The organism is Pseudomonas sp. A2 (genome assembly GCF_023100865.1).
In the GTDB taxonomy this organism is placed as follows: domain Bacteria; phylum Pseudomonadota; class Gammaproteobacteria; order Pseudomonadales; family Pseudomonadaceae; genus Aquipseudomonas; species Aquipseudomonas asiatica.
On sequence record NZ_CP039127.1, the window covers coordinates 3,116,789 to 3,142,717 of the forward strand.

Annotated in this window: 22 protein-coding genes; 5 read left to right on the top strand and 17 right to left on the bottom strand. The window is 62.8% G+C overall.

Annotation, left to right across the window (positions count from 1 at the left end):
- Window positions 1-42: 42 nt before the first annotated feature.
- Window positions 43-1,563: an FAD-dependent oxidoreductase gene (locus E5221_RS14570; RefSeq protein ID WP_247845863.1), complete on the top strand. Its 1,521-nt coding sequence runs from the start codon at window positions 43-45 to the stop codon at window positions 1,561-1,563.
- Between the two features lie 71 nt (window positions 1,564-1,634).
- Entirely contained in the window at window positions 1,635-2,645 is a 1,011-nt protein-coding gene (locus E5221_RS14575; protein ID WP_054573269.1) for an aldo/keto reductase, read from the top strand.
- 116 nt (window positions 2,646-2,761) lie between these two features.
- Here the strand turns inward: E5221_RS14575 and E5221_RS14580 are convergent, their stop codons facing one another.
- The 14 genes from E5221_RS14580 to E5221_RS14645 all read right to left on the bottom strand — a co-directional run bounded on the left by E5221_RS14580 (window position 2,762) and on the right by E5221_RS14645 (window position 17,806).
- The gene (locus E5221_RS14580) at window positions 2,762-3,742 is read right to left on the bottom strand and encodes an LLM class flavin-dependent oxidoreductase (protein WP_054573268.1); all 981 of its coding nucleotides are present in this window, start codon (window positions 3,740-3,742) and stop codon (window positions 2,762-2,764) included.
- 100 nt (window positions 3,743-3,842) lie between these two features.
- Window positions 3,843-4,754 (bottom strand): LysR family transcriptional regulator, encoded by a 912-nt coding sequence (locus E5221_RS14585; RefSeq protein WP_182329322.1) that lies wholly within the window; start codon window positions 4,752-4,754, stop codon window positions 3,843-3,845.
- A 77-nt stretch (window positions 4,755-4,831) separates the two neighbouring features.
- The gene (locus E5221_RS14590; protein WP_082810560.1) at window positions 4,832-5,524 is read right to left on the bottom strand and encodes a TraX family protein; all 693 of its coding nucleotides are present in this window, start codon (window positions 5,522-5,524) and stop codon (window positions 4,832-4,834) included.
- A gap of 3 nt (window positions 5,525-5,527) precedes the next feature.
- Complete coding sequence (locus E5221_RS14595) at window positions 5,528-6,604, bottom strand: metal-dependent hydrolase (RefSeq protein WP_061551242.1); 1,077 nt, start codon at window positions 6,602-6,604, stop codon at window positions 5,528-5,530.
- 269 nt (window positions 6,605-6,873) lie between these two features.
- Window positions 6,874-8,124 (bottom strand): OprD family porin, encoded by a 1,251-nt coding sequence (locus tag E5221_RS14600; protein WP_247845864.1) that lies wholly within the window; start codon window positions 8,122-8,124, stop codon window positions 6,874-6,876.
- A gap of 54 nt (window positions 8,125-8,178) precedes the next feature.
- Complete coding sequence (locus E5221_RS14605) at window positions 8,179-9,378, bottom strand: benzoate/H(+) symporter BenE family transporter (protein WP_182329324.1); 1,200 nt, start codon at window positions 9,376-9,378, stop codon at window positions 8,179-8,181.
- A 161-nt stretch (window positions 9,379-9,539) separates the two neighbouring features.
- Window positions 9,540-10,454 (bottom strand): catechol 1,2-dioxygenase, encoded by a 915-nt coding sequence (gene catA / locus E5221_RS14610; RefSeq protein WP_061551245.1) that lies wholly within the window; start codon window positions 10,452-10,454, stop codon window positions 9,540-9,542.
- Window positions 10,455-10,484: 30 nt separating this feature from the next.
- Window positions 10,485-11,813, bottom strand: coding sequence for an aromatic acid/H+ symport family MFS transporter (locus E5221_RS14615; protein ID WP_182329325.1), 1,329 nt, complete (start codon window positions 11,811-11,813; stop codon window positions 10,485-10,487).
- A 57-nt stretch (window positions 11,814-11,870) separates the two neighbouring features.
- Complete coding sequence (locus E5221_RS14620; RefSeq protein ID WP_013972676.1) at window positions 11,871-12,632, bottom strand: 1,6-dihydroxycyclohexa-2,4-diene-1-carboxylate dehydrogenase; 762 nt, start codon at window positions 12,630-12,632, stop codon at window positions 11,871-11,873.
- 144 nt (window positions 12,633-12,776) lie between these two features.
- The gene (gene benC, locus E5221_RS14625) at window positions 12,777-13,787 is read right to left on the bottom strand and encodes a benzoate 1,2-dioxygenase electron transfer component BenC (protein ID WP_013972677.1); all 1,011 of its coding nucleotides are present in this window, start codon (window positions 13,785-13,787) and stop codon (window positions 12,777-12,779) included.
- A gap of 72 nt (window positions 13,788-13,859) precedes the next feature.
- On the bottom strand, window positions 13,860-14,345 hold the full coding sequence (benB, locus tag E5221_RS14630) for a benzoate 1,2-dioxygenase small subunit (RefSeq protein ID WP_013972678.1): 486 nt from the start codon (window positions 14,343-14,345) through the stop codon (window positions 13,860-13,862).
- On the bottom strand, window positions 14,342-15,700 hold the full coding sequence (gene benA, locus E5221_RS14635) for a benzoate 1,2-dioxygenase large subunit (protein ID WP_039613617.1): 1,359 nt from the start codon (window positions 15,698-15,700) through the stop codon (window positions 14,342-14,344). Before benA ends, benB begins: the two co-directional genes overlap by 4 nt.
- A gap of 159 nt (window positions 15,701-15,859) precedes the next feature.
- Window positions 15,860-16,816: an AraC family transcriptional regulator gene (locus E5221_RS14640; protein WP_182329327.1), complete on the bottom strand. Its 957-nt coding sequence runs from the start codon at window positions 16,814-16,816 to the stop codon at window positions 15,860-15,862.
- A 258-nt stretch (window positions 16,817-17,074) separates the two neighbouring features.
- The gene (locus E5221_RS14645) at window positions 17,075-17,806 is read right to left on the bottom strand and encodes a hypothetical protein (RefSeq protein WP_247845865.1); all 732 of its coding nucleotides are present in this window, start codon (window positions 17,804-17,806) and stop codon (window positions 17,075-17,077) included.
- 373 nt (window positions 17,807-18,179) lie between these two features.
- Here E5221_RS14645 and E5221_RS14650 point away from each other — a divergent pair, with 373 nt between their 5' ends.
- On the top strand, window positions 18,180-19,814 hold the full coding sequence (locus E5221_RS14650; protein WP_247845866.1) for a S8 family serine peptidase: 1,635 nt from the start codon (window positions 18,180-18,182) through the stop codon (window positions 19,812-19,814).
- 71 nt (window positions 19,815-19,885) lie between these two features.
- On the opposite strand, the gene hisN is transcribed toward E5221_RS14650, so the two are convergent.
- Entirely contained in the window at window positions 19,886-20,677 is a 792-nt protein-coding gene (hisN, locus tag E5221_RS14655; protein ID WP_247845867.1) for a histidinol-phosphatase, read from the bottom strand.
- Between the two features lie 147 nt (window positions 20,678-20,824).
- Here hisN and E5221_RS14660 point away from each other — a divergent pair, with 147 nt between their 5' ends.
- Window positions 20,825-21,715: a universal stress protein gene (locus E5221_RS14660; RefSeq protein ID WP_013972683.1), complete on the top strand. Its 891-nt coding sequence runs from the start codon at window positions 20,825-20,827 to the stop codon at window positions 21,713-21,715.
- 446 nt (window positions 21,716-22,161) lie between these two features.
- Window positions 22,162-24,297, top strand: coding sequence for a TonB-dependent siderophore receptor (locus tag E5221_RS14665; protein ID WP_100413657.1), 2,136 nt, complete (start codon window positions 22,162-22,164; stop codon window positions 24,295-24,297).
- A 118-nt stretch (window positions 24,298-24,415) separates the two neighbouring features.
- Here E5221_RS14665 and E5221_RS14670 read toward each other — a convergent pair whose 3' ends face one another.
- The gene (locus tag E5221_RS14670) at window positions 24,416-24,937 is read right to left on the bottom strand and encodes an acyloxyacyl hydrolase (RefSeq protein WP_015270391.1); all 522 of its coding nucleotides are present in this window, start codon (window positions 24,935-24,937) and stop codon (window positions 24,416-24,418) included.
- Window positions 24,938-25,134: 197 nt separating this feature from the next.
- Window positions 25,135-25,881: a phytanoyl-CoA dioxygenase family protein gene (locus E5221_RS14675; protein WP_247845868.1), complete on the bottom strand. Its 747-nt coding sequence runs from the start codon at window positions 25,879-25,881 to the stop codon at window positions 25,135-25,137.
- Window positions 25,882-25,929: the final 48 nt, after the last annotated feature.

The following is a 25,929-nucleotide window of genomic DNA, read 5'->3' on the forward strand; positions in this document are numbered from 1 at the left end:
CCAGGCGTCAAATGGTTCCAAAGGTCCCTTTGGAGAACCCCCATGACCCAGCACGCCGTGGCCCGCCTGGCCCAACTCGACGAACACCGCCCCCTGCGCGTCCAGGCCGGCAGCGAGGAGATCATCCTCATCCGCCAGGGCGACCAGGTGCACGCCTACCAGGGCAACTGCCCCCACGAAGGCGCGCCACTCAATGAAGGCGTGGTGTGCGGCGGCCTGCTGGTGTGCCCCTGGCACAAGGCCGCGTTCGCTGTGGACGAGGGCGCGGTCTGCGAACCGCCGGCCCTGGCCGACCTGCGCCGCTACAAAACCTGGGTCAAGGGCGACGAGGTCTGGGTCGACGACCAACCCCTGCCCAGAACCGAGCCGCCCCGCCACAGCGACGCCCGCTGTTTCGTGGTGGTCGGCGCTGGTGCCGCGGGCAGTGCCGCAGTTTCCACCCTGCTGGCCCATGGCTTTGCCGGCCGCCTGGTCTGGATCGATCAGGAGCGCCAACCTGCCTACGATCGTACTTCCCTGAGCAAATTCGTGATCGCCGGGCAGATGCCGCCTGATGAAGTACCGGCCCTGCTCGAGCCCGATGCTCTGCGCAAGGGCCAGCTGGAGCGCAAGCATGGCAAGGTGCGCACCCTGAACACCCAGAAACGCCAGGTCACCCTGGCCGACGGCCAGCAGATCGACTACGACGCCTGCCTGCTGGCCACCGGCGGCAAGGCGCTGCGGCCCGATATCCCGGGCGTCGACCTGCCTGGGGTATTTACCCTGCGTTCACGGGAGGATGCCGCGCACCTGCTGGATGCTGCCGAGCCCGGCCAGCCGGCAGTGATCGTCGGCGATGGCTTCATCGGCCTGGAAGCCGCGTCGGCCTTGCGCAAGTACGGCGTGCAGGTGCACCTGATCACCCGCCATGAGGTCCCCCTGGCCCGGCAACTGGGCGAGCGCATTGGCCGTAGCATCCGCGAGTTGCACGAACGCAAGGGGGTCACCTTCCACGGCCCTACCGAGGTCGAACGGATCGAGGGCCAGGGCAAGGTCGAGGCCGTGCTGCTGGCCAACGGTGAGCGGCTACAGACGCCATTGGTGCTGCTGGGTACCGGGGTAAGACCTGCGACCGCGTTCATTCAGGGCGTACTGCTGACCGAAGACAAGTCGGTGCAAGTCGACGCTGAAATGCGTGCTGCAGATAGCCTGTGGGCCGCAGGGGATATCGCCACCTTCCCGCTCAGCGGGCGCCCGGTGCGTATCGAACACTGGCGGCTGGCCCAGCAACATGGGGTGATCGCCGCGGCCAACATGCTCGGCGAGCAGCGCCGCTACGCCGACGTACCGTTCTTCTGGACCTACCAGCACGGCCGCACCTACGAAGTACTGGGCCACGCGCGGGACTGGAACCGTATCGAGTTCGTCGGCGAGCCGGAAAAAGGCGACTTCATTGCCTTGCAATGCGTGGATGAGCGGGTCGAGGCAGTTGTCGCCAAGGGCTATTCCGATGCCATGGCGACGCTGTCGCAACGCCTGAAGCGCCCGTTGACCTTGCAGGAGGCCTTGGCGCTGATCGGTTGAGGCTGCCTTTCATTGCGCCCAGGTTGTGTGTAAAACGGGTAGATCAGCCGACCGCACAAGGACCCAAGCGCATGATCTACCGCCCCCTCGGCCACAGTGGCCTGCAGGTTTCCGCCCTTACCCTGGGCAGCATGATGTTCGGCGAGCAGACCAGCACCGAGGACGCCCTGCGCATCATCGACAAGGCCTGGGACCAGGGCATCAACTTCATCGACACTGCAGACGTGTACAACGCCGGACGTGCGGAGGAAATCGTCGGCGAAGCGGTGGCCCGCCATCGCCATGACTGGATCGTGGCCAGCAAGGTCGGCTTTGGCCCGGCCGATGGCCTTCCCAACCGCAGCGGCCTGTCGCGCAAGCACATCTTCAATGCCCTCGATGCCACGCTGACGCGCATGGACATGGACTACCTGGATATCTACTACCTGCACCGCGAAGACCACAAGGTGCCGCTGGAGGAAACCGTGCAGGCCATCGGCGACCTGCTGCGCCAAGGCAAGATCCGCTACTGGGGCGTGTCCAACTTCCGCGGCTGGCGCATCGCCGAGGCGTGCCACATTGCCGAGCGCCTGGGCGTGCCCAGGCCGGTGGTGAGCCAGCCGCTGTACAACATCGTCAATCGCCAGGCCGAACCGGAGCAGCTTACCGCTGCGGCCGCCCATGGCCTGGGCGTGGTGCCATTCAGCCCGCTCGCGCGGGGCGTGCTCAGCGGCAAATATGCGCCGGGGGCGGTGCCGGATGCCGGTAGCCGTGCCGGGCGCCAGGACAAGCGCATCATGGAGGTGGAATGGCGCCAGGAGTCGCTGACCATTGCCCGGCAGATCCAGGCCTATGTGGAAGCCAAGGGCGTGGGTATCGTCGAGTTCGCGATTGCCTGGGTACTGAACAATCGGCTGGTCAGTTCGGCGATTGTCGGGCCGCGGACCGAAGAACAGTGGGATACCTATGGCGGGGCGCTGGCGGTGAAGATTACCGCGGAGGATGAAGCGTTCATTGATTCGCTGGTCACGCCGGGGCATGCATCGACGCCGGGGTTCAATGATGTGGCGCATTATGTGAGTGGGCGGTTGGCCCGTAGCTGATCGTTCTCCTGTTCTGGCCTCTTCGCGGGTAAACCCGCTCCTACAGGATTGCCCATGACTCCAGAGCCTGTGCAACCGCTGTGGGAGCGGGTTTACCCGCGAAGAGGCCGGTAGCTTTAACCCAGCTGCGCCAGGGCCTGCGCGGCATAGGCATGCGAACGCTGCCGTGCCAGCGGGTCGTGGATGCGGCAGTCGATCATCAGTTCATCCGCACCGGTCTGCTCGATCAGCGTGCGCAACCCTTCCCTTACCCGGTCCGGCCCGCCGGCCACGGTGCAGGCCATCACCTGCTCGAGTACCTCGCGTTCATGGTCCGGCAGGCTCTCGACATAGCCCTCCTGCGGCTTGGGCAACAGGCCGACGCGCCCGACGTGCAAGTCCAGCATCCACTTGCGATGGGAGCTGGCCAGGTAATCCGCCTCGGCATCGCTGTCGGCGGCGAACAGGTTCATGCCCACCATCACATACGGCTTGGCCAGTTGTGCCGAAGGCTGGAAGTTGGCCCGGTAATGGGCAATGGCCTGCAGCAGGTAGCGCGGGGCAAAGTGCGAGGCGAAGGCATAGGGCAGGCCCAGTTTCGCTGCCAGGTCGGCACCGAACAGGCTGGAGCCGAGAATCCACACCGGTATGTCATGCTTGCCAGGCACGCCGCGCACCCGCCGTTTGCCATTGTCAGCCAGGTAGTCGCGCAGTTCGGCTATGTCCTGGCTGAAGTCGCGCTCTGGCGCAGCACCACGCAAGGCGCGCACGGTAGGCCCGGAGCTGCCCGGCGCACGGCCGAGGCCCAGGTCGATGCGGCCAGGGTGCAGGGTGTCGAGCGTACCGAACTGCTCGGCCACAACAAGCGGCGCGTGGTTGGGCAGCATGATGCCACCGGCGCCAACGCGGATATGCCGGGTGGCGTTGGCGATTTCGTTGATGACCAGTGACGTGGCGGCCGAGCCGATGCCCGGCATGTCGTGGTGCTCGGCGATCCAGTAGCGGCTGTAGTGCTGTTGCTCGACATGGCGCGCCAGTTGGCGGGACTCTTCGATCGCGTCGGCGAAGGTCTTGCCTTCGCCGATCATGACCAGGTCCAGTACGGACAGTGCAGTCATGGGGTCTCCACAGGGATTATCAGTGACTGCCAGTTTCCCTGCTGCGCAGCCAGTGATAAACCCGGCTTCAGGCCCGGCATAGGGGCCTGCCATTCCCCAATCAGTCTTCCCAGGGCACGCCCGGTTCCCAGCTGGCTACCAGCAGGTCGATAAAGCCGCGTACCCGCGGCGACAGGTGGCGCTTGCTTGGGTAGACGATGCGAATCGGGTCCGCCGGTGGCCGATAGGCTTGCAGCACCTCCACCAGGGTGCCGGCGCGCAGGTCGTCGCCGGTGATGTAGGTGGGCAGGTGAACCAGCCCGAAACCCGCCCGGGCGCCAGCGAGCATCGCCTCGGAGCTGTCGATGTTCAGCCGCCCGGGGTCTTCGCACAGGTGCAGCCCCGCTTCGGTATGAAAGCGCCACGGCATGACCTTTTCGCCGGCCAGGAAGGCGATCTTGTCATGGCCGTAGAGGTCGCCGGGCACCTGTGGTACGCCGCGTGCGTCCAGGTATGCGGGAGAGGCGCAGGTGACGAACTGCTGCCAGGCCACCGTACGGGTCAAGAGTTGCGAGTCTTCCTTCGGTACACCGATACGCACCGCAACGTCGATACCCTCCTCGACCAGGTCGACGAAACGGTCGGTGAAGCGTATATCCGCGCGCAGCTCGGGCCACTGGTTCAGGTAGCGGTCGAGAATCGGCAGCACATGGCGCTGGCCGAACGACAGGGGTGCTGTCAGGCGCAGGGTGCCGGTGGGCTTGCCACGGCGCTGGGCCATGGTGCTTTCCACCTCGTCCAGGTCGTCCAGAATCTGCCGCCAGCGCTCGTAGGCCACCAGGCCCTCGTCGGTCAGGCTCAGCTTGCGCGTGGTGCGGTTGAGCAAGCGCACGGCCATGCGCGCCTCCAGGCGAGCGATGCTCTTGCCCACCGCCGAGCGCGTCAGGCCCAAGGTGGCGGCGGCGGCGGTAAAACTGCCGGCCCTCGCGGCGCTGACGAAGGCGGCGATGTCGCCGAAGCGGTTGGGTTCCATGGGTGGTTCCTGGGTCTGGTGCGGCTGGTTTAGATAGGTATGGATTTGTGAAATGCAAGCAGGACTGTCGAGAGCGATCAAGCGAAGACCTTGATCACCAATAAATGCACGGGATAGAACAGGTAGCCCCAACGTCCCACTGCTGGCACCCGCCAATCATCATGACGCAGCAACAGCAATCCGACCGGAATGGCCAAGGCTGCAGCAGTCAGCGTCAGCACGGTAATGGGAGCCAACAGATGTTCCCGCAACCAACTGTTGGTCAGGTTCCCAGCCATGGCCAACAGGCTGGGCAACAACCAGGCCGCCCCTTCCTTGCGCCGGGCCATCAACCAGGCGCCCGGCAGCATCACCCCCGGCAGCCCGTACATCAGCTGTTCGCTGAACAGCCACCCTGCAAGCAGACCGGCAAAGCCAAGCACGCGCGCCGAGATCAACGGATGATGCACACCCCAGGCAACCAGCAACCCCAACACCAGGGTCGGCATCACGCTGAATGTTGAAGAACCACTGTCCAGCCAACGGTACGCAGGTTCCGACAGCACCGCGAACACCAGCATCAGCCCCAGATAACGCAGGTTGCCGCGGGTATAGAGCGTCCCGCACCTGGTGCGCGCCACATTCACCGCAATCGCCAGGCAAAACAGTGGAAACGCCAACCGGCCAACCACGAACAAGCCATCGGCATCAGGCCACAGAAAACGCAGGTGGTCGGCGACCATGGTCAGCATCGCCGTCCACTTGACCAGGTCCAGCCCGGCTGAACGCACGCCTCAGCGCCCGCGCTCGACTGTGGCAGGCCCCAGGTAGCGATCGGTCCAGGCAGCCAGCGGCAAAGGTGGCTGCTGCTCGACGATCCGTCGCCAGATCAGCACCAGGTCGTCGCCATTGAACGCCGCGCCTGGCCCGGCACCCTCCCACAGCGATGGCACATCGGCAATCCAGTGCCCCTGGCTGTCTCGGTGGGCCATGTTGAAGCGGAACGTGTAGTTACCCGGGATGCCCATGCGCAGGTCGCTGACCACCAGCGCATCGCCGACCTGGTCGTAGCGCAGCCAGTCATCGGTGAACCAGCGCAAGCGCTGGTGCAACGGGTGCCCGGCCAGCGCTTGCGCCAGTTGAAGATTACGCGGCAAACGTTGCATTTCTGGCGGGTGCTGGTCGAACCCGCTGCTGATGCCCTCGTAGTAATCGCCATCCGGGGTCTTGGCAAGCACCCGCCAGACCAGGCTGTTGAACGCTATCGGCACGGCACGCACCTGGCTGACGGCGATGCCTTGGCGGTCGAGGGCAGCCTGGAACCGCTGCTCGGCCGCCATGCGTCCGGCCAGGCCGAACCCCAGGTAGGCTGCGCTGAAGAGCAAGGCCAAGGTCATTAGCTGCACCGCCTTGCTTGTCAGCCCCTTGATACTTGCGTAGATCACCGCGGCCAGCAGCGGCAATGTGTAGACCGGGTCGATGATGAACACCGCCGCCCAGCTTTCCGGGGTGGCCGGCAAGGGCCAGAACAACTGCGTGCCGTAGACCGTGAAGGCGTCGAGCAACGGGTGGGTGACCAGCACCAGCCAGAACGCCAGGAACAGCCTGGGCAAGGTATAGCCTTTGCCTGGCCAGCACTTGTTGACCAGCCAGGCCAGCAGCAAGGCCAGCCCGGTGAGCACGAACAGGGAATGAGAAAAGCCGCGGTGGTAAGTCATCTGCGACACCGGGTCGGCGTAGCGGATGATCACGTCCAGGTCGGGAAGCGTGCCCAGCGCCGCACCATACAACAGTGAGCGGCGGCCCTGGATGCGGCCGAGCAGGGTACCTTGCAAGGCCGCGCCAAGTACGGCCTGGGTGATGGAGTCCAAGGGTGGCATTCCTGAAAAGGTGGTTTCCAGAAGCTACCTTCATCCAGCCCTGATGCGCAATTCCCTTGGTTATGGGCTTTCATTGTGGGAGATGGCCCAGCCCTTTGGGCTGCGCTGTCGCGTAGATAACTGACATTGCAAGCACTCCGCATACCCTATGGGAGCGGCTTTAGCCGCGAAGAATCCAACGCGGTGCATGGCACCGGCTGCGCCGGTGTTCGCGGCTAAAGCCGCTCCCACAAAGGTCCCGCTGGCAACCTGTGGATGCGTCAGAACAACTGCCAGGTGTACACCAGCGTCAAACGGTTCTCGTCGATGTCGCTGCGGTAGTTGGACCGGGCCATGGCATTGCGCACCCGGATCCCCAGCCCCTTCAGCACCCCGCCCTGCACGGCGTAACCGATGTCCAGGTCGCGCTCGCGGTCGCGTCCTTCATAACCCAGCCCGGTGTCGACATTGTTACCGGTAATGTAGCGCACGGTCGCGGTCAACCCCGGCACGCCCATGGCAGCGAAGTTGTAGTCGTAGCGCACCTGGTACGAGCGTTCGTCGGTGTAGGCGAACTCATAGGTCGGTACTTCGTTACCCAGCGGCGAGATGTTGGCGAACACCCGTGGGAAGGGGCTGTCGCCATAAATGCCCTGGTAGCCGGCATGGAAGCTGTGCCCGCCATGCCGGGCAGTGAACATCGAAAAGAACGCCTGGTTGTCGATGTTGCCGAGCAACGCATCGCCGTCCTCGCGCGCGGTGAAATACCCCAGGTTGGCACTGAGCACCCAGTTGCCCAGGGGCTTGCTGTGCTTGAGGCCGACAAAGCTCTGTTCGTAAATGTCCTCCAGCTGGCCATACCACAGGCTGACGCTGCTCTGGTTGGCATTGAACGCATAGTCCCCGCCCAGGTAGTTGAAGGCGTCGCTTTCTACCTGGCGGATCGGCACATGGCCGAGCATGGCGTTCATCTTGCCGTCGCCGCCTTCGTTGCGCAGGTGGGTGCTTTTCAGGTGCCCGGCCTGCACGGTCAGGCCGTCGATTTCCGCCGAGCTCAGGCTGGCGCCCTGGTAGGTCGGTGGCAACAGGCGGATGTCGCTGAAGGTCAGCACCGGCAGGTTGGGTTGCAGTTCGCCGACGCGCAATTCGGTTTTGGACAGCCGGGCCCTGAAGGTGGGCGCGATGCGGCTGTATTCGTCGGCGGCGCGGCCATCGCCGTGCACCGGCAGCAACCCGGTATTGGTGCGATCGGGGCTGCTGTCGAGCTTGATGCCCAGCAGGCCCAGGGCATCAATGCCAAAGCCGACCGTGCCCGGGGTGTAGCCCGACTTGAAGTCGAGGATGAAGCCCTGGGCCCACTCCTCGGCCTTGGATTGCCGGTTGGCCCCGACGATGTCGGAGAAGTCGCGGCTGAAGTAGTAGTTACGGGCACTCAGGGTGGCCTTCGAATCTTCGAAGAAGCCGCCTTCGGCGGCCAGCAACGGTTGGCTGAGCAAAGTCAGGCCCAGGGCGACGCAAGGGGTGTGGTTCATTCCGAAGCTCTCTTGATCTTGTTTTTATGGGTAAAGCGTTGGAAGCACGGCGGTTCATGGGGTACGGCGCAGCACCTCCCGAGCACGTGGCTGGCGCAGCCTGAGCAACCCATGGCTCAGCAGGCCGAACAGCAGGCCCCAGAAAGCTGCCGACAGGCCCAGGAAGGCCACCCCCGAAGCGGTGACCAGGAAGGTGAACAGCCCGGCATCGCGCTCGGTTGGTTCCGCCAGGCTGCGGGCCAGGGCTTCGCTGATGGCGCCATACAGGGCCAGCCCGGCCAGGGCGGCGATCAGGGCGGCGGGGAATGCTGCAAACAGCGACATCAGCGTGGCCCCGGCGATACCCAGCAGCAGGTACAGCGCACTGCCAGCCACCGCCGCGACATAGCGCCGCCGTGGGTTTTCATGGGCCTCATGCCCGGTGCAAAGGCTGGCGGTGACCGCCGCCAGGTTCAGCCCGTGGCAACCGAACGGCGCCAGCACGGCACCGGCCAGGGCGCTAGCGCTGATGATCGGGCTGGCCGGCGTGGGGTAGCCGGCGTTGCGCAGTACTGCCATGCCCGGCATGAACTGCCCGGTAAGGGCCACCAGCACCAGCGGCAGTGCCAGGCTGAATACCGCTGCCAGGCTGAACTGCGGGGTGACCCACTGCGGCGACGCCAGCTCAAGCACCAATGCCTCGCTGCGAAACGCCCCGCTGGCCACGGTCACCAGCGTGCCCACGCACAGCACCGCCGCCACGGCGTAGCGCGGCTGCACCCGGCGCATCAGCACGTAGGTGACGAACATCGCCAGTACCAGCAGCGGTTGCACCGGCAAGGCGCGGAACACCTCGATGCCGAAGCTGAACAGGATGCCGGCCTGCATGCCGGCGGCGATGGAGCCCGGCAGGCGCGCGATGATACGGTCGAAGGCCCCGCTGATGCCGATCAGCAGCAGGACCAGGTTGGCTACCAGGTAGGCGCCAACGGCCTGTTCCAGACCCAGTTGCGGCAAGGCGGTGACCAACAGCGCCGAGCCAGGGATCGACCAGGCGATCACCACCGGCACCCGGTAGCGCAGGCTGAGCAGCGCGCCGAGTACGGCACTGCCCATGGACACTGCCCAGACCCAGGAGGACAGTTGCCGATGGGACAGGCCGGCGGCTTCTGCGGCGTGGAAGATGATCACCAAGGGGCCTGCGTAGGAGATCATCGTGGCGATGCAGCCGGCGACGATGGCGGACAGTGAACTGTCCTTGATCAGGGTTTTCATGGCACCTCTCGCAAGGCATCTGGCCGGGCTAAGTGACCGGCTCTTGTTCTTGTGTTGCCTTCTTCGCGGGTAAACCCGCTCCCACAGGGACTACACAGGTTCCAGCATTTGCGCCGTACCTGTGGGAGCGGGTTCACCCGCGAAGAAGACAACTGGGTGGATCAGGCCTCCTGCAACGCCCGCGGCCGCCCACTGCGCTGCTCATCGGCACCGCCCCGGGCCTGCTGCAACTGGAAGTCGAATTTCAACTCGGCATGTCGCCCCGCCTCGCCCTCGACGAACACCACCTCGCCCACCAGCCCATCCCGCGTGGCATAGGCAAAGTCATCCCACAGGTATTTGTCTCCGGCCAGGTTGATCTGCGTGGTCAGGTGTCGGTACCCCGGTGCCGAGATGAAGAAGTGCACATGCGCCGGACGCTGGCCGTGACGGCCGAGCAGGTCCAGGCACTCCTGGGTCGGCCCCTGTGGATCGCAGCCATACCCGGACGGCACGATGGAGCGCGCGCGGTAGCGGCCTTCGCCATCGGTGATGATGCGCCGGCGCAGGTTGTACTCGGACTGGCTCTGGTCGAAGAACGAATAGGTGCCACGGGTATTGGCATGCCACAGGTCGACCGTGGCCCCAGGCAACGGCCGCCCTTGTGGGTCGAGCACCTGGCCCTCGAGGTACATCGGCGTGGCCACGCCCTCTTCGCTACCGTCATCCATGCGTACTTCACCTTCGGCGATCGGCGCGCCGGCCACGTACAGCGGGCCTTCGATGGTGCGGGGAGTGCCGCCGACAAGGCCTGCCTGCTGGTCCTTGGCATCCTGCAGCAGGTCGAGGAAGTGCTCGATGCCCAACCCAGCCACCAGCAACCCGGCCTCGCCGCGGCCACCCAGGCGGTTGAGGTAGTCGACGGCATGCCAGAACTCGTCTTCGCTGATGTCCAGGTCTTCGATCAGCCGCGCGGTGTCTTGCAGCACGCGTTGCACGATGCGCTTCAGGCGCGGGCTGCCGGCATCGTTGCCAAAGCCTGCGGCCTCTTCGAAGAACTGCTGTACCTCGGCAGTGTGGGAAATTTTCACGGTCATGGTGGTTTACCTCATGTTGTTTTTCTGGAGTTACGCCTGTGCCGCAACCGCCTGGGCGTGCCGACGGCCGCTGGCCAGGTGCACGGCCATGGCCAGCGCGGCAATTGCGCCAGGGATGGCGAAAGCAATGAAATTGAGCTGCAGGGGCAGGTTGATGCCCATCAGCGCACCACCCAGCAGCGGGCCGACGATGGCACCGTTGCGGCCGATGCCCGAGGCCCAGCCCAGCCCGGTGGAACGCACCGATAGCCCGTACAGCTGGGCGGCGCCGGCATACAGCAGGATCTGCGTGCCGATGGTGGTGGCGCCGGCAATGAAGATCAGCAGGTACAGCACCGGCATCGGGCTGTTGACGCCCAGCAGGCTGATCGACAGCGCGGCGGCGATGAAGAACGCCACTTTGACTTTGACCAGGCTGTAACGGTCGCCCAGCCAGCCACCGAGAATCGCCCCGGCCATGCCACCGAAGTTCAGCGCCAGCAGGAACGACAGGCTCGAGCCCAGGCTGTAGCCGGCGTTGGCCATCAGCTTCGGCAGCCAGGAGCTGAGCGCGTAGACCATCAGCAGGCAGCAGAAGAACGCCAGCCACAGCGCCAGGGTGCGAATGGCCAGGCCGTTGCGAAACAGTTCCAGCACCGAAGCCCCGCTGCCTTTGCGGTCGGCCGCCTGCAGCACATCGTCCGCCTGCACGTCGCAATCCGGGTCCAGCCGCTTGAGCAGCTTGCGGGCCTCGTCGGTACGGCCCTGGCGTACCAGGAAACCGATCGATTCAGGGAGGTAGTACAGGATTACCGGCAACAACAGCAGTGGCACCGCTGCGGCGAAGAACATCGATTCCCAGCCAAAACGCGGCAGCATGAAGATGCCGACACCCGCCGAGAGCATGCCGCCCAGCGAGTAGCCACTGAACATGATCGCTACCAGCGTGCTGCGCAGTCGCTTGGGCGCGTACTCGTTCATCAGTGCCACGGCGTTGGGCATCAGGCCGCCACAGCCCAGGCCGGCAATGAAGCGGTAGATGCCGAACTCGCTCGGGCTGCTGGCAAACCCGTTGAGGATGGTTGCCCCGGAGAACAAGGCGAAACAGATGGCGATGCCTTTCTTGCGCCCGATGCGGTCGGCCAGGCTGCCGAACGCCAGGGCGCCGAACATCATGCCGAACAGCGCATAGCTGCCCAGTGCACCGGCCTGCAACGGGGTCAGGCCCCACTCTTTCATGATGACCGGCAGTACCACGCCGTAGATGAACAGGTCATAGCCGTCGAAGATCAGCAGCAGGCCGCACCAGGCCATGACCATCCAGTGGAACGGGGTAAAGCGCGCGTTATCGATGATCGGGTGTACGTCAAGGGTTCGCATGGCATCTGTCGCTCTTGTTTTTGTTGTGAAAGAAAGCTTTTTGCCTTGGGGTGTCGCTCAGCCGAGGTCGCCGCCCCCTACCGGCAAGGTCACGCCGGTGATGTACGAGGCTTCGTCGGAAGCCAGGAACAGGATTGCGCCCACCTGCTCGTCGATGCTGCCGTAGCGGTGCATCAGGCTGCTGTCGAGGGTCTGGTCGACGATCTGCTGGTACCAGTGCTTTTCCTGTTCGGTCTGCTCGGCACTGTTGCGCGGTACGCGCCGGGGTGGCGCTTCGGTGCCGCCGGGAGCAGTGGCGTTGACCCGGATGCCACGGCCGGCGGTTTCAAAGGCCAGGCACGCAGTCAGCGCGTTGACGCCACCCTTGGCTGCGCCGTAGGGCACGCGGTTGACGCCACGGGTGGCGATGGACGAGACGTTGACGATGGCGCCGCTGCCACGTTCGAGCATGTATGGCAGTGCGGCATGGCAGCACCACAGGGTGGGGAACAGCGAACGGCGTACTTCGGCTTCGATCTGGTCCACTTCGTAGTGTTCGAAGGGCTTGGCCCAGATGGTGCCGCCAACGTTGTTGACCAGAATGTCGAGGCGGCCGAACGCTTCAACCGCGTTGGCCATGACCCTGGCGCAGTCACCATATTGTTCCAGGTCGGCGGTGAGGGTGAGCATGCCCTCGCTGGCCAGTTCGTGAACCAGTTCGGAGCGGTCTACCGCTATCACTTGCGCGCCTTCGGCCTTGAGCCGCCAGCACACGCCACGGCCGATGCCCTGGGCGGCACCAGTGACCAGGGCGACCTTGCCTTGGAATCGGTTGTTCATATGCAAATCTCCGCTAGCCCGCGGTCCCTGTGGGAGCGGGTTTACCCGCGAATGCGTCCAACAAGACAAAACCGCTGTACCTGCCGGCCTCTTCGCGGGTGAACCCGCTCCCACAGAAGCGGTGTTATGTTCGGATGAAGGAAATCAGGCCGCCGCCGCGAACTTCTCGTAGTAGAAGTTCGCCGGTGTAATGCCCTGCTCGCGCACGTACTGGCTGACCGCCTCGACCATCGGTGGCGGGCCGCACAGGTACACATCCACATCGCCATCGTTGAGGTGGCGCGGTTCGATGTGCTGGGTCACGTAGCCCTTCTGCGGGTACTGGCTGTCGGGGTTGGCCACGCAGGCACTGAAGGTGAAGTTGGGGATGCGCGCCGCCAGCGCCTGCAAGCGGTCGAGTTCGACCAGGTCGAAGTCGTTGGTCACGCCGTAGATCAGGTGCAGTGGGTGCTCGCTGCCCTGCTCGGCGATCTTCTCCAGCATCGCCGTGAACGGCGCCAGGCCGGTACCACCGGCCAGCAGCAACAGCGGGCGCTGGATCGGCCGCAGGTAGAAGCTGCCCAGCGGCCCGGCCAGGGTCATGCTGTCGCCGGCCTTGGCCAGGTTGGTCAGGAAACTGCTCATCAACCCACCCGGCACGTTGCGGATCAGGAAGCTGACCTCGCCGTCCTTCTGCAGCGAGCTGAACGAATAGGCTCGGCTCTGCTCGCTGCCCGGCACCTTGAGGTTGACATATTGCCCCGGCAGGAAGGCCAGGCGGCTGAGGGATTCACCCTTGATCGACAGAGCAATGGTGCTGGCCGACAGTTGGCGGACATCACTGATGGCGGCCTCGAAACTGGCCTGTTCGGTCTTGCACAGCTGCGACGAGGCCGGGATGCGGATGACGCAGTCGCTCTCGGCGCGCATCTGGCAGGTCAGTACGTAACCTTCGGCGATTTCATCTTCGCTCAGGGCATCTTCGATGAAGTTGTCGCCCAGGTCGTAGCGGCCGGACTCGGCCTTGCACTTGCAGGTACCGCAGGCGCCGTCGCGGCAGTCCAGCGGGATGTTGATGCCCTGGCGGTATGCGGCGTCGGCCACGGTTTCATGGCCGGTGGCCTCGATGAAGCGGGTAACCCCGTCTTCGAAATTCAGTGCGATCTGGTAGCTCATGTTGCACCTCGCGGGCGAGCCGGGCCACGGTACGTCGCAGGACGCACCGGGCAGCACTCGCAAAACCCTGGATCAGATGTGGTAGATGTCGATGACCTGGCGAACGTAGTCGTTCTTCAGCACCACCTTCTTGGCCTTGATCAGCGGCTGCTCGCCGCGCAGGTCGAGGGTGTAGAAGCTGGTGCCGAAGTAACTGTCGGTGGTCTTGTAGCGGAAGCTCAGGGTGTGCCAGTTGAAGCGCACCTGGCAGCTGCCCTCGCCCTGCTCGACGATCTCGATGTTGCTGATGTTGTGCGAGGTACGGGTGTCGGGCACGGTCGCACTGGAGCGCTCGGTCTTGATGCGGAACACCCGGTCTTCCAGGCCGCCACGGTTGCCGTACCAGATCAGCGAGATTTCGCTTTGTGGGTCTTCGGTGAGGGTGTCGTCATCGTCCCAGCTCGGCATCCAGAAGGTGCAATCGCTGGCGTACATTTCCAGCCACTGATCCCACTGGGCGTCATCCAGGTAACGCGCTTCGCGGAAAAGGAAGTCGCGCACGGTTGCATACAGGCTCATTGCACGGCCTCCACGGGGATCAGTTGCTGTTCATCCTTCAAGGCCTGGATCATGGTTTCCTGCCAGTACTTGTGCTGCAGCACGAACAGGCCTTCGTCCTCGGTGCGTACGCCCGACAGCAGCGGCTTGAGTTCGATTTCCCGGGCCGCCTCGTCGGCGCCTTCCACCCAGTGTTCAGCGCCGCGGGACATGTCGTTCCAGCCGGTACCGCCGCCGTAGCCGGTCTGGCACGAGCGGAACTCTTCCAGGTCGTCGGGGGTGGCCATGCCGCTGACGTTGAAGAAGTCTTCGTACTGGCGAATGCGCTTGGCGCGGGCATCGGCGCTCTCGCCTTTCGGTGCGATGCAGTAGATGGTGATTTCGGTCTTGTTCACCGAAATCGGCCGGGCGATGCGGATCTGCGAGCTGAACTGGTCCATCAGGTACACGTTCGGGTACAGGCACAGGTTGCGCGAGTTCTCGATCATCCAGTCGGCACGGGCCTGGCCGAAGTCGGCGGCCAGTTGGTCGCGGCGCTCGTAGGCCGGGCGGTCCTCGGGGTTGGCCCAGCGGGTCCACAGCAGCAGGTGGCCGTGGTCGAAGGAGTAGAAGCCCCCGCCCTGCTTGGCCCAGGCGCCAGCGCTCATGGTCTTGATCTCGTCACCCGCCTCACGCTGCTTGCGCTGGTTCTGGGTGGCGGCATAGTTCCAGTGCACGGAGCTGACGTGGTAGCCGTCGGCGCCATTCTCGGCGGTTAGCTTCCAGTTGCCTTCGTAGATGTACGAACTGGCGCCACGCAGCACTTCCAGGCCTTCCGGCGACTGGTCGACGATCATGTCGATGATCTTGGCCGACTCGCCCAGGTGCTCGACCAACGGCTTGACGTCGGCCTTCAGGCTGCCGAACAGGAAGCCACGGTACGACTCGAAGCGTGCCACCTTGGTCAGGTCGTGGGAGCCGTCGCAGTTGAAACTGTCGGGGTAGCCGGCGTTGCTTGGGTCTTTGACCTTGAGCAGCTTGCCGCTGTTGTTGAAGGTCCAGCCGTGGAACGGGCAGGTGTAGCTGGAGCGGTTGCCGCGCTTGTGCCGGCAGAGCATGGCGCCGCGGTGGCTGCAGGCGTTGAGGAAGGCATTGAGTTCACCGTCCTTGTTGCGCGCGATAAAGATCGGCTGGCGCCCCATGGTCAGGGTGAGGAAGTCGTTTTTCTCGGGTATCTGGCTTTCATGGGCCAGGTAGATCCAGTTGCCCTCGAAGATGTGTTTCATCTCCAGGTCGAACAGGCGTGGGTCGGTGAACATCTCGCGCTTGCAGCGGTAGATGCCCTTTTCACGGTCGTCCTCGAGCAAGGCATTGAGGTAGTCGAATCCCAGGGACATGGCCAGGGTCTCCCTTGTTATTGTTTAGACCTGGTCAGGTTAGGGATTGGGATCGGGAGGGAATATCCGGTTTGTGCGCAGTGCTATCCGTTTTGTGCAGGCTGGTTTTTCTGCAGTGCCCTGTGGGAGCGGGTTTACCCGCGAAGAGGCCGATGCGGCTCAGCGCCGATTACGCAAGGTTTCCGAGGGCAACTCGCCAAACTGCTGCCGATACACCTCGGAAAACCGCCCCAGGTGCATGAAGCCATAATCCATGGCCAGCTCGGTAACGCTGCGTACCGCGCAACTGGCATCACCCAGGCAGGCATGTACCTGCTCAAGCTTGCGCTGACGCACATACTGCTTGGGCGTGGTCTGCAGATGCCGGTCGAACAGTGCGTACAAGGATCGCAGGCTCATGCACGCCTGCTCCGCCAGCGCTTCAGCTGTCAACTCAAGCTTCAGGTTGCGGTCGATGTGGTCGATGATCCGTTCAAGGCTTGCGCCCGGCGAACCCAGGCATTCGCGACGGATATTGGTACTCATCAGGGTCAGCAGCTTGCTGGCGACGATCTGGCTGTAGTGGCCCTGCACCCTGGGCAGCGAATCGCTCACCTCTGCTTCCTGGCAGACCATGGCCAGCAGGTTGACGAACCCGTCCAGCTCGTCCAGCCGGTAATGGTTGCGCAAGAACCGCACCCCGCCATCAGGGCGGTGCCAGCGCTGTTCGTCGCAGATCGAGTCCAGTAGCCGGGTCGGCACCTTGAGGATGAACTTCTCGCAGTCTTCCGAGTAGGTCAGGTCAACCGGGTCGTCAGGGTTGATCAACAATAGCTCGCCCGGCACCAGGTGATGCTCGCGCTTGTGCCCGCGCCACAGGCAGTTGCCGTTGAGCAGCACCTGCAGGTGGTAGATGGTTTCCAGTGCCGGCGAGGTAACGCGCACGCTGCCGCCGTAGCTGATGCGGCAAAGGTCCAGCTCAGCGAACTTGCGGTGGCTGAGGCTGGCTTGCGGATGAGTGGTGCGAGACAAACCGATGCAATGCTGGCCTACGTGCTGGTTGACATAATCGGACACAGCATAAGGGTCGGCGTGATGAAACACGCTACTGCGCTCGCTCAGCAGGCGGCTTTCCATAGACAAGGTTACCCGGATCGTTATTGTTCTGGTTGCCGCTTCCTAAGGCCCGGCGGGCTGTGGCTGCGGTCGTCACGGTCATTCTACCGAGCCGGTTGCGGGTAGCGGGGGCAGGCGACAACCGGTGGATGGGCACACTTAAGCAAAAAGGCGGGGGTTGGGCAATGCGACCTTGGGAATGGATGGGCGGATAGCGAACAGTAAGGACAGGTCAGTGTTCGTTTATCGAACGGCTCAGGCAACCCGGCACCGCTCACTTCACTGCACCGGCAGGAAGTTCATCAACAGCAGGCTTTGCGCATAATTCAACCCAATTCGTCGATAACGCTCATCCAGCAACTCCGCCAGCAAGTCCAGCCGTGCCACGATCTTGCCGAACTCCACGGCAAAACTCAGGTTGCTGCCCTCTTCCGAGATCTCGTTGGAGAACAACAGCAGCACACCATTGGCATCCTGCCGCTGGCTCAACATCCAGGTGGCCTTCTCGATATTGCGGGCCGCGTTGTTGACGAACAGCGGGTCGATGGTATCGGTCATGTAGAACTCGGTACGGCCGCCGTGCGCGGTAATCAGCATGCTGCCGATGGCGTAGATGAACGCACCGACCCGGTCACCGCGAAACTCGGGGCTCAGGGCGTAGCTCAAGGCTGCCAGGTCGCGACGGTTGCCTAGTTGTGGCAAGGGCTGGCGTTGCTCGATGGCGATACGGATCTGCCGCTCGGCAGTTGCAGCATCCACGTAGCCGGACAGCTTCCACTGGTTGGGGTTGCGCAGGTACAGCTTGTTCATCAGCAGGTACAAGCTCTGCAGGTTGTCGCGCATGGACAGCGTGGCCAGGCGGTCGACGCTGGTCTGGAACAGTTCGCTGGGCTTGCCGTTGCCGAACTGCTCGAGCACGTCGCGGCCCTGCTGTTGGGTGCAGGCGCACAGGCATGTGAGGGCGCCTGCCATTAGCAGGCGGGGGAAGAGTTTTGGCTTGCTTGCAACCATCGGCACCGGGTCGATATTCGGCGGCCGCACCGTGGATCAGTGTGGCCTGGCCAAGCATAGAGCCCGGAAATTGGAAAAAGTGCTATGTGCGCCAATTATGAGGAGCTCGATGAACTCACTTCACGTGGATACGCCATACGTCAGGATGACGCCGTACGATGGCAGATTGACTGCGCAAAATGCCGCGCCGGTCATGCCCGTACGGTAATCCATCAGGCATTCACTCAAAGCTCCATCAGATCAACCTCGCAGTCTTGCTAGTTTACGCTTTGTTTCGAGGGGCTAATAATTTTCCTGTAGAGAATTCTATGGAATAGCTATCTATATCAAGGCAGCAGACGCCTGCTTGCCCCTCAATGCATCTGGTATACACATGAAAAAAGAACTTGCAATCTCCAGGCACGCGAAGTTTGACAATACTATCCATTTGAGGTTGCTGGGCTATTTGGGTCTCGTTTCCTGGGGCTCAACCAAACACATCAAATCGATAGAATACACTCTGTATTCAAATGACATCCCCTCAGGGAGCGAGGTGCAAGAACGAATATTCACTACAGGGTGCTCGTTCACCCAAGTGAAACACGAGCCCAAGAATCAATACCATGGCAAGGTAGTCATCACCTACCAGGATGGTACAACCGAAGCGCACATCTCCAAAAAAATTTTGATTACCGATATAGAAATACCGTCGATCAGCACCTCCTCCAACCCCTCTGCACGCGTAAAATACTTTTCCACGAAAGAGAACTTCAGACCTTCGCCTGATTACAGCTATTATATTGAAATTCAATTCGAAACGGACGGTTTGGAACGCTTCCGCAAAGACGACCCGCTGCGCGCCATCCAAGACAAGGTTGGCCACCTTGAGTTGACAAAAAATCCGGTTCGTCGTCAGGACCTGTACAGCATCACGCAAACAATTGAAATAGCGGACATGCTGTCGATCACCCAAATTTTGAGCAAGCTGGACTACGTGAGATATGCAGCCCTGACACCAACGCCTCATTCGCTGAACGCCAAATCGCCGGACTTCGATAACACGACTGAGAAGCTGCCAGTCACCGAACTCAACAGCGACCAGACTCCGGACTTCACACACAGGCAGGGCTACCTCGATGCTATATCAGCCACCGGTCAATTGGGCATGAACGTGAGAGAAGCCTGGCGGCAATCGGTTGGTTCACACGCCACCGTAAGGCATCTTGACTTTGGTGTATATGAGGACCATGAAGACCTGAAAGGGCACATCACGATTGCAACCAATGGCAAGAGCAACAAGGAACATGGCACAGCCTCCACAGGCGTAATTGCAGCCATGGACAATGGTGTTGGCATCAAAGGCGTTGCGCACGACTGTAACTTCATCTATTACGATAAAGGTACAACCATGGAGCCCATTCTGGATGATGTATTGCCTGGCGATATTGTCAGCCTGGATATCCAGACCGCAGACGCCTATCCCATCATCGCTTATTGGAGTTGGTGGAGCAAAATAAAAGCGGTGGTTGAACGCGGTGGCATCGTGTTCATGGCGGCGGGTAACGGCCTTTCCGATTTGGCCTGGCTGATTGAAAAGAACCTGATGGAAGATTTTGGCGACAGTGGCGCTTTCCTGGTGGCGGCATGTCAAGATTCAGATGGCCGCATTCAGGGCTATTCCAATTACAACCATTATGGACTACTGGTTAACTCCTGGGGCAGCCCCAGGGTGGTCACCACTGGTTATGGTGACCTCTTCAGCCCAGACAGCAGCCATACCAGGGATTACACAGCACGGTTCGCCGGGACCTCGAGCGCGCTGCCTCTGGTAGTCGGCGTCGCTGCGCTGCTGCAGTCCTACAGCATCGAACAATTCAACCTCTGCCTAACAGCCAAGGAGTTGGTCGCTATTCTTGCAAAGACCGGCTACACAGAAGGCAGCCAAGACAAAATTGGCCACAGGCCGAACGCCGAGGCTGCTTTTGCCTACCTGTATGAACTCGTTTCAGCATCATCAGCAATAAATTGATTTAGCTTGCAGCACCTGCCGTGCTGATCGTGGACCGCCCCACGAACAGCACGGCACAGTTGCTGCACAAGTTACATGGCGTGACGCAACATCTCCACCACCTGCGCATGCAGCGCCGGGTCGCCACAGGCCACCACGCACCCGCCATTCTGCGCGCTGCTGCCATCCCACGCCGTGATCACCCCGCCCGCCCCTTCGATGATCGGCATCAGCGCCTGCACGTCGTATGGCTGCAGGCTCGCCTCGACGATCACGTCGACGAACCCGGAAGCCAGCATGCAGTAGGCATAGCAATCGCCACCGTAACGCATCAGGCGCGCCTTGCCGGCAACGGCCTCGAATGCGGCCTTGCGCGCGGCGGTATCGAACATGTCCGGGGTGGTGCACATCAACGTGGCGGAGGCCAGGTCGGCACAGGCGCGGGTCTTCAACGGCGCACCGCTGCGCCAGGCGCCTTCCGGCGTTCCGACAAAGCGTTCGCCGGTGAACGGCTGGTTCATCAACCCGACCACCGGGCGCGTGCCGTCGTTCAGGGCAATCAGCGTGCCCCACAGCGGCAGGCCCGTGATGAAGGCGCGGGTGCCGTCGATCGGGTCGAGCACCCAGGTCAGCGGGCTGCTGCCGACTGCCACGCCGGCTTCTTCACCGAGGATGCCGTGGTCGGGATAGCGGGCCTGGATCAGCTCGCGCATGGCGTCCTCGGCTGCCTTGTCGGCCACGGTCACCGGGTCGTACAGGCGCCCACCCTTGTCCTCGACGTCCAGGCTGGCGCGAAAGTATGGCTTGATCGCCACGGCAGCGGCATCGGCCAGCTGCTCGGCAAAGGCGCGGAATTCGCCGATCTGTTCAGCACTCAGGGACATGGGGCGGGCCTCGTGAAAATGATGGGGCCCGCATCATACCCGACACGCCGTGCCGCGCCAGCCTCCGCCAGGCTGCTCATGCGCCCTGCGCGGTCTAGACTGAACAAGACCAGATCACCGGGGGGCTGCCACACGTGGAGGTGTGAGATGAGCCAGTTCAAGCGTCTGTTCGTCATGCTCGGCCCGCAGATGCGCCACACGCCAGCGCTGCAACGCGCTGCGGCGCTGGCGGAATCCAGCGGTGCGTTGCTGGATATCAACGTGTTCGTCGACGATGTCGATACCTTCGGTTTGATGAGCGATAGCCGCGAGCGGGAACGGCTGCTCAGTGACAACCGCCAATGGCTGGCGGACGAAGCCGAGCAACTGGCCAACGCCGGCCTGGATGTATCTACCGAACTGCTGCTGACCCGCGACCCGTTGAGCAGTGTGCTGGAACGGGTCGAGCGCCTGGGCTGCGACCTGCTGATCAAGGATGTGCAGCACGAACCGGTGCTCAAGCGCCTGCTGGTAACGCCACTGGACTGGCAGTTGCTGAAGGACAGCCCGGTCGCCGTGCACCTGGTCAGCGATATCCGCCTGCCCCTGCCCCGGCAGATTGCCGCCGCGGTGGACCTGAACAGCCATGGCGCAGGCGAGCATCTGGATGAGCAGGTGATCCGCTGCGCCCATGCCTTGGCCCTGCAGTGCAATGCCGAGTTGCACCTGCTGCATGTGTGCGACGCGGCCAAGACGCACATTGCCGACTTCGGCGCTGGCACGGTGACCATGCCCGGCTTCGATGTCAGCGTGCGCACCGCGCAGCGGGCGGCGTTCAACCGGCTGGGCGACCACCACCAGATCCCGCTGGAACGCAGGCACTTTCTGGAAGGGGCCGCGATCAAGGCGATTGCCCAGTTCGTCGGGCACAGCCGGGCGGATGTGATCGTGATGGGCAGCCACCGGCATGATGCCATGCAGACGTTCCTGGGCGGGACCACGGCGCATGTGCTGGAGCATCCGCTGTGCAATGTGCTGGCGATCAAGGCGGTTCGGTGAGTACTGGTATACCTGCACCGGCTTCTTCGCGGGTGAACCCGCTCTCATTGAACAACACATGACTCATTGGTTCGGCGAGGTTCTGTAGGAGCAGCCTTCTGCTGCGAAGAGGCCGGGGCTGACAAAGCCTGTCTATTGGCTGTACCGGCCTCTTCGCAGCACAAGGCTGCTCCTACAAAGGACGCGTCAGACGAGCGATATTGGTTCTCTGCGCGAAAGCGCAGCCCAAAGGGTTGGGCAATCTCCCACAGGAATTCCACTGACCTCAGGCTTGGTGAAACCCCTGTGGGAGCGGGTTTACCCGCGAAGAAGCCAACACGGATTCTACCCTTGGCATCTGGCACACCAGTTCCACATAAAAAGAATGCATTTGATAATGATTCGTAGTAGTTTCTCGGCGCTTGCCCACCCTACCCTCAGCGCCCTACTCCAGGATCGTACCGTCGATGCGTCGCACGTTCGTTTCGCTTTGTGTGCTTCATGCTGTCTCTCCGCTGGCCTTTGCCGAGCCTGAACCGCTCAGCGAACCCACCCAGATCGAACTCCAGGCCCTGAACATCACCAGCAGCGCCGACAGCGAACGTGCCGATGGCCCGGTCGAGGGTTACAAGGCTACCCGCTCGGCCAGCGCCACTCGCACCGACACTGCCCTGCACGAAACCCCGCAATCGGTCAGCGTGGTGCCCAAGGATGTACTGGAAGACACCGGCGCCACGCGTCTGCAGGACGGCCTGGACTACGCCGGCGGCGTCGGCCGCGCCAACAACTTCGGCGGCCAGGGCCTGACCACCTTCACCGTGCGTGGCTTCACCACCGGCGAGTTCTACCGCAACGGTTTCCCGATCAACCGCGGCTACCCCAACGCCCCCGACGCCAACACCGTCGAACGCCTGGAAGTGATCCGTGGCCCGGCCAGCAGCCTGTACGGCCGTGGCGACCCAGGCGGCACCTTCAACGTGGTCAGCAAGCAGCCGCTGCCAGAGTCGAAAGTCACCCTGGGCAGCCAGTTCGATGACCAGGGCATGCACCGCGCTACCCTGGACGCCACCGGGCCGCTGAACCAGGACGGCTCGCTGGCCTACCGCCTGAACCTGCTGGGTGAAGGCGGCGAAAGCTTCCGTGACGATGTGGAAAGCGAGCGCTATGACGTGGCGCCGGTGCTCAGCTGGCAGGTCAACGATAGTACGAAGATCGTCTTCGAGGGCGACTTCATGCGCAACAACCATCCGCTGGACCGTGGCCTGACCCGCCTGCCCGGCCAGCTCGGCACAGCTTCGCGCGACACCAACATCTGGGAAAAAGGCAGCGACAACCTGCTGCACAACGACAACAACATGGCCCAGTTGCGTTTCGAGCACCTGCTCAACGACAACTGGACGCTGGGCGGTGGCATGCAGTGGCTCGACGGCTCGCTCAAGGGCAACGCCGTGGAGGCCAACGCATTGCAGGCTGACGGTCGCACGCTGGGGCGCAACTTCAACCACCGCAAACTGGAGTGGACCGACCGCGACTACCAGCTCAACCTCACCGGCCACTTCGACACCGGCGGCTACGCTCATACACTGCTGACGGGCATCGAGTACGAAGACTACGACTACAACTCGATCATCCAGCGCTCGGCCAGCGGTGCCGATAAGTACCCGATTGACATCTTCGACCCGGTACTGGGCCAGCCACGCCCTGCCCTGACCCGCACCACCACCCATGACAAGGAAAACCTGAAGACCTGGGCGGCATTCATCCAGGACCAGGTGGCCCTGACCGAGCGACTGAAGGCGCTGGCGGGTGTGCGCTTCGAGCGCTTCGAGCACGATTACGACGACAAGCTGCCGACCAACCGCGACTTCAGCAAGGGCGAAAACGGCGTCACCCCACGCTTCGGCCTGATCTACGACCTGACCGATACGGTTGCGGTCTATGCCAACACCGCGCGCTCGTTCAAGCCCAACACCGGCACGCCAAGCGGAGGCGGAGGCTTCGACCCGGAGAAAGGCAAGTCCTACGAACTGGGTGTGAAATGGGAGGCACTCGACCGCCAGCTGAGCATCGACGCGGCGATCTATCACATCGTCAAAGAGAACGTCCTGGCGCGCGACCCGAACGACTCAACCGGTACCTACAGTATTGCGGCCGGTGAAGTGCGCAGCCGTGGCCTGGACATCAACATCGCCGGCAACCTGACGCCAGAGTGGCGCGTGATCGGTGGCTATGCCTACGTGGACGCCGAAGTCACCCAGGATACGACCCTGCCCAAGGGCACGCGCCTGGCCAACATCCCGCGCAACAGTTTCAGCCTGCTGAACACCTACGAGTTCCAGGATGGCCTGGCCAAGGGGCTGGGGTTGGGGGTCGGGGTGAAGTACGTGGATGATCGCGCCGGCCAGACGGCAGCCACGACCTACACCATGGAGCGCTACAGCGTGGTGGACCTGCTGAGCTTCTACAAGGTCAACGAACACGTGCGGCTTAACCTGGACGTGAAGAACGTGTTCAACAAGGGCTATGACGAGGGCGCGTTCAACAACTACGTCTACCCGGGTGCGCCGCGGACGGTGCAGGCTGGCGTTTCGTATACCTTCTGACCGTTCCTGGGGCTGCTTTGCAGCCCATCGCGGCACAAGGCCGCTCCTACAAGGAAACCGCGATCTCCTGTAGGAGCGGCCTTGTGCCGCGATGGGCCGCAAAGCGGCCCCCGGGGAGTCAGAACCCTTTGCTGTAGAACAGCGAGTACGACTCGATGCCGTCGTTAGGCTGCTTGAGCCCCGCGTTGGAGTAATGCATCGCGCGGATCCCCACCTTCTGCTCCCCCGGCAGTTTCAGGCCGAAGCCGATGCGGTCTTCGAAGTTGACCGACGAGCCCAGGCGCTGGTCGCCCACGTCGGTCTTGGAAAACGCCGCCAAACCAATGCCGGCCTCGATGTACGGGGTGTAGGTAAAACCGCTGAACTCGTAGGTGAACACCGGGCTGAACGACAGCGAGTGTGCGCCACTGGCCTCACCGCCTTCCCAATAGGTGTAGGCCGCATCCCAGTATCCGGTCAGATGACCGGTGCTGCTTTCCAGCCATTTCTTGTCCCAGTCAAACGACAGGCCAATACGGTAGGTCATGTCACCTTGGCCAGTGGCGCCAACGGCACCGCTCACCTGCGCTGCCTGGGCCAGATTCGCCCCGGCAAAGGCCAGCACTGCAGCAGCCAGCGAAGCTGCTAGACGGGTTTTCATCAATGACTTCTCCTGATGGTCTATACGGCAAGCGGGGGCTTGAGCCCCTCGATCTTATGCGGTGACCGGATGCATCCACACCGGTCACAGGAAGTAATACTTTTCTGATTATCGTCCAGATAAACAGAAAGTTGAAAGTGAATTGCCACCATTGGCTAATACCCTGCGCCAGCATCTGCCATGCCGAGCAGCAGCACTCAGTCGTATTCCGCTTCTTCGTGCTCGCCCAACAGGCGCCTTTGCCTGGGTGTGGCCTCCTCCAGTACCTGCGGGTTGAAACGCCAGTTCAGGTATGGCGAAAACTTCTGCGCGACCATGCGCCGGCCATAGTGCACTTGCAGCATGTCGCGCTGGCTTGATTGGGTGCAGTTGGCCCCGCCGCTATGCCAGACATCGCTGCGAAACACCAGCGCGTCCCCGGCCTTGCACAGCACCGGCTGGGCCTTTCGGCCCTGCCAGTGTTGCTCGCCAGCCTGCGGTGGCCGCGCCGCGCGGTGGCTGCCGGGCACAATCCAGGTCGGCCCGATGTGATGGTCGATATCGCTGAGGTACAGCTGCGCAGTCAGGATTTGCGGGGGCTGGGTGAAGTCGCCGCGCTCGCTGAGCCAGTCGGGCAACTGCATGGGCAGATGGTCCAGGTGCAGGGCCATGCCGGGGTAGCCCGGGTGGCTGCGCCAGGCAGTCTGGCCGATCACATGGCAGTCGGCGCCCAGTGCCGCTTCGGCCAGGGCAATCAGCGGCGGCAGGTCGAGAAAGGGTAACCACAGCGGGTTGCGGTTGAATACGCACTTGTAGTGTTCCAGCAGACCCTGGTAATCCCAGTGGATGGGCTGCAGGTCATCGATGGCGCAGCGCAGCAAGGCGATACGCAAGGGTTCGAGCACACCGGGGAGCAAAACATAGCCCCGCTCGCCCAACATCTCCAGCTGAAGATCCAGGCTCATGGCGATGTGCTCCTTTTCAGGCAGGAGCACATCCGTACTCCTGCCCGT

Coding starts and splice junctions, on each gene's coding strand:
- E5221_RS14600 (WP_247845864.1), bottom strand. CDS start 8,124: ATGAACCACACCCCTTGCGTCGCCCTGGGCCTGACTTTGCTCAGCCAA.
- E5221_RS14670 (WP_015270391.1), bottom strand. CDS start 24,937: ATGAAAACCCGTCTAGCAGCTTCGCTGGCTGCTGCAGTGCTGGCCTTT.
- benB (WP_013972678.1), bottom strand. CDS start 14,345: ATGAGCCTGTATGCAACCGTGCGCGACTTCCTTTTCCGCGAAGCGCGT.
- E5221_RS14580 (WP_054573268.1), bottom strand. CDS start 3,742: ATGACTGCACTGTCCGTACTGGACCTGGTCATGATCGGCGAAGGCAAG.
- E5221_RS14570 (WP_247845863.1), top strand. CDS start 43: ATGACCCAGCACGCCGTGGCCCGCCTGGCCCAACTCGACGAACACCGC.
- benC (WP_013972677.1), bottom strand. CDS start 13,787: ATGAGCTACCAGATCGCACTGAATTTCGAAGACGGGGTTACCCGCTTC.
- benA (WP_039613617.1), bottom strand. CDS start 15,700: ATGTCCCTGGGATTCGACTACCTCAATGCCTTGCTCGAGGACGACCGT.
- E5221_RS14605 (WP_182329324.1), bottom strand. CDS start 9,378: ATGAAAACCCTGATCAAGGACAGTTCACTGTCCGCCATCGTCGCCGGC.
- E5221_RS14620 (WP_013972676.1), bottom strand. CDS start 12,632: ATGAACAACCGATTCCAAGGCAAGGTCGCCCTGGTCACTGGTGCCGCC.
- E5221_RS14665 (WP_100413657.1), top strand. CDS start 22,162: ATGCGTCGCACGTTCGTTTCGCTTTGTGTGCTTCATGCTGTCTCTCCG.
- E5221_RS14615 (WP_182329325.1), bottom strand. CDS start 11,813: ATGCGAACCCTTGACGTACACCCGATCATCGATAACGCGCGCTTTACC.
- E5221_RS14645 (WP_247845865.1), bottom strand. CDS start 17,806: ATGGTTGCAAGCAAGCCAAAACTCTTCCCCCGCCTGCTAATGGCAGGC.
- E5221_RS14675 (WP_247845868.1), bottom strand. CDS start 25,881: ATGAGCCTGGATCTTCAGCTGGAGATGTTGGGCGAGCGGGGCTATGTT.
- hisN (WP_247845867.1), bottom strand. CDS start 20,677: ATGTCCCTGAGTGCTGAACAGATCGGCGAATTCCGCGCCTTTGCCGAG.
- E5221_RS14650 (WP_247845866.1), top strand. CDS start 18,180: ATGAAAAAAGAACTTGCAATCTCCAGGCACGCGAAGTTTGACAATACT.
- E5221_RS14575 (WP_054573269.1), top strand. CDS start 1,635: ATGATCTACCGCCCCCTCGGCCACAGTGGCCTGCAGGTTTCCGCCCTT.
- E5221_RS14585 (WP_182329322.1), bottom strand. CDS start 4,754: ATGGAACCCAACCGCTTCGGCGACATCGCCGCCTTCGTCAGCGCCGCG.
- E5221_RS14640 (WP_182329327.1), bottom strand. CDS start 16,816: ATGGAAAGCCGCCTGCTGAGCGAGCGCAGTAGCGTGTTTCATCACGCC.
- catA (WP_061551245.1), bottom strand. CDS start 10,454: ATGACCGTGAAAATTTCCCACACTGCCGAGGTACAGCAGTTCTTCGAA.
- E5221_RS14660 (WP_013972683.1), top strand. CDS start 20,825: ATGAGCCAGTTCAAGCGTCTGTTCGTCATGCTCGGCCCGCAGATGCGC.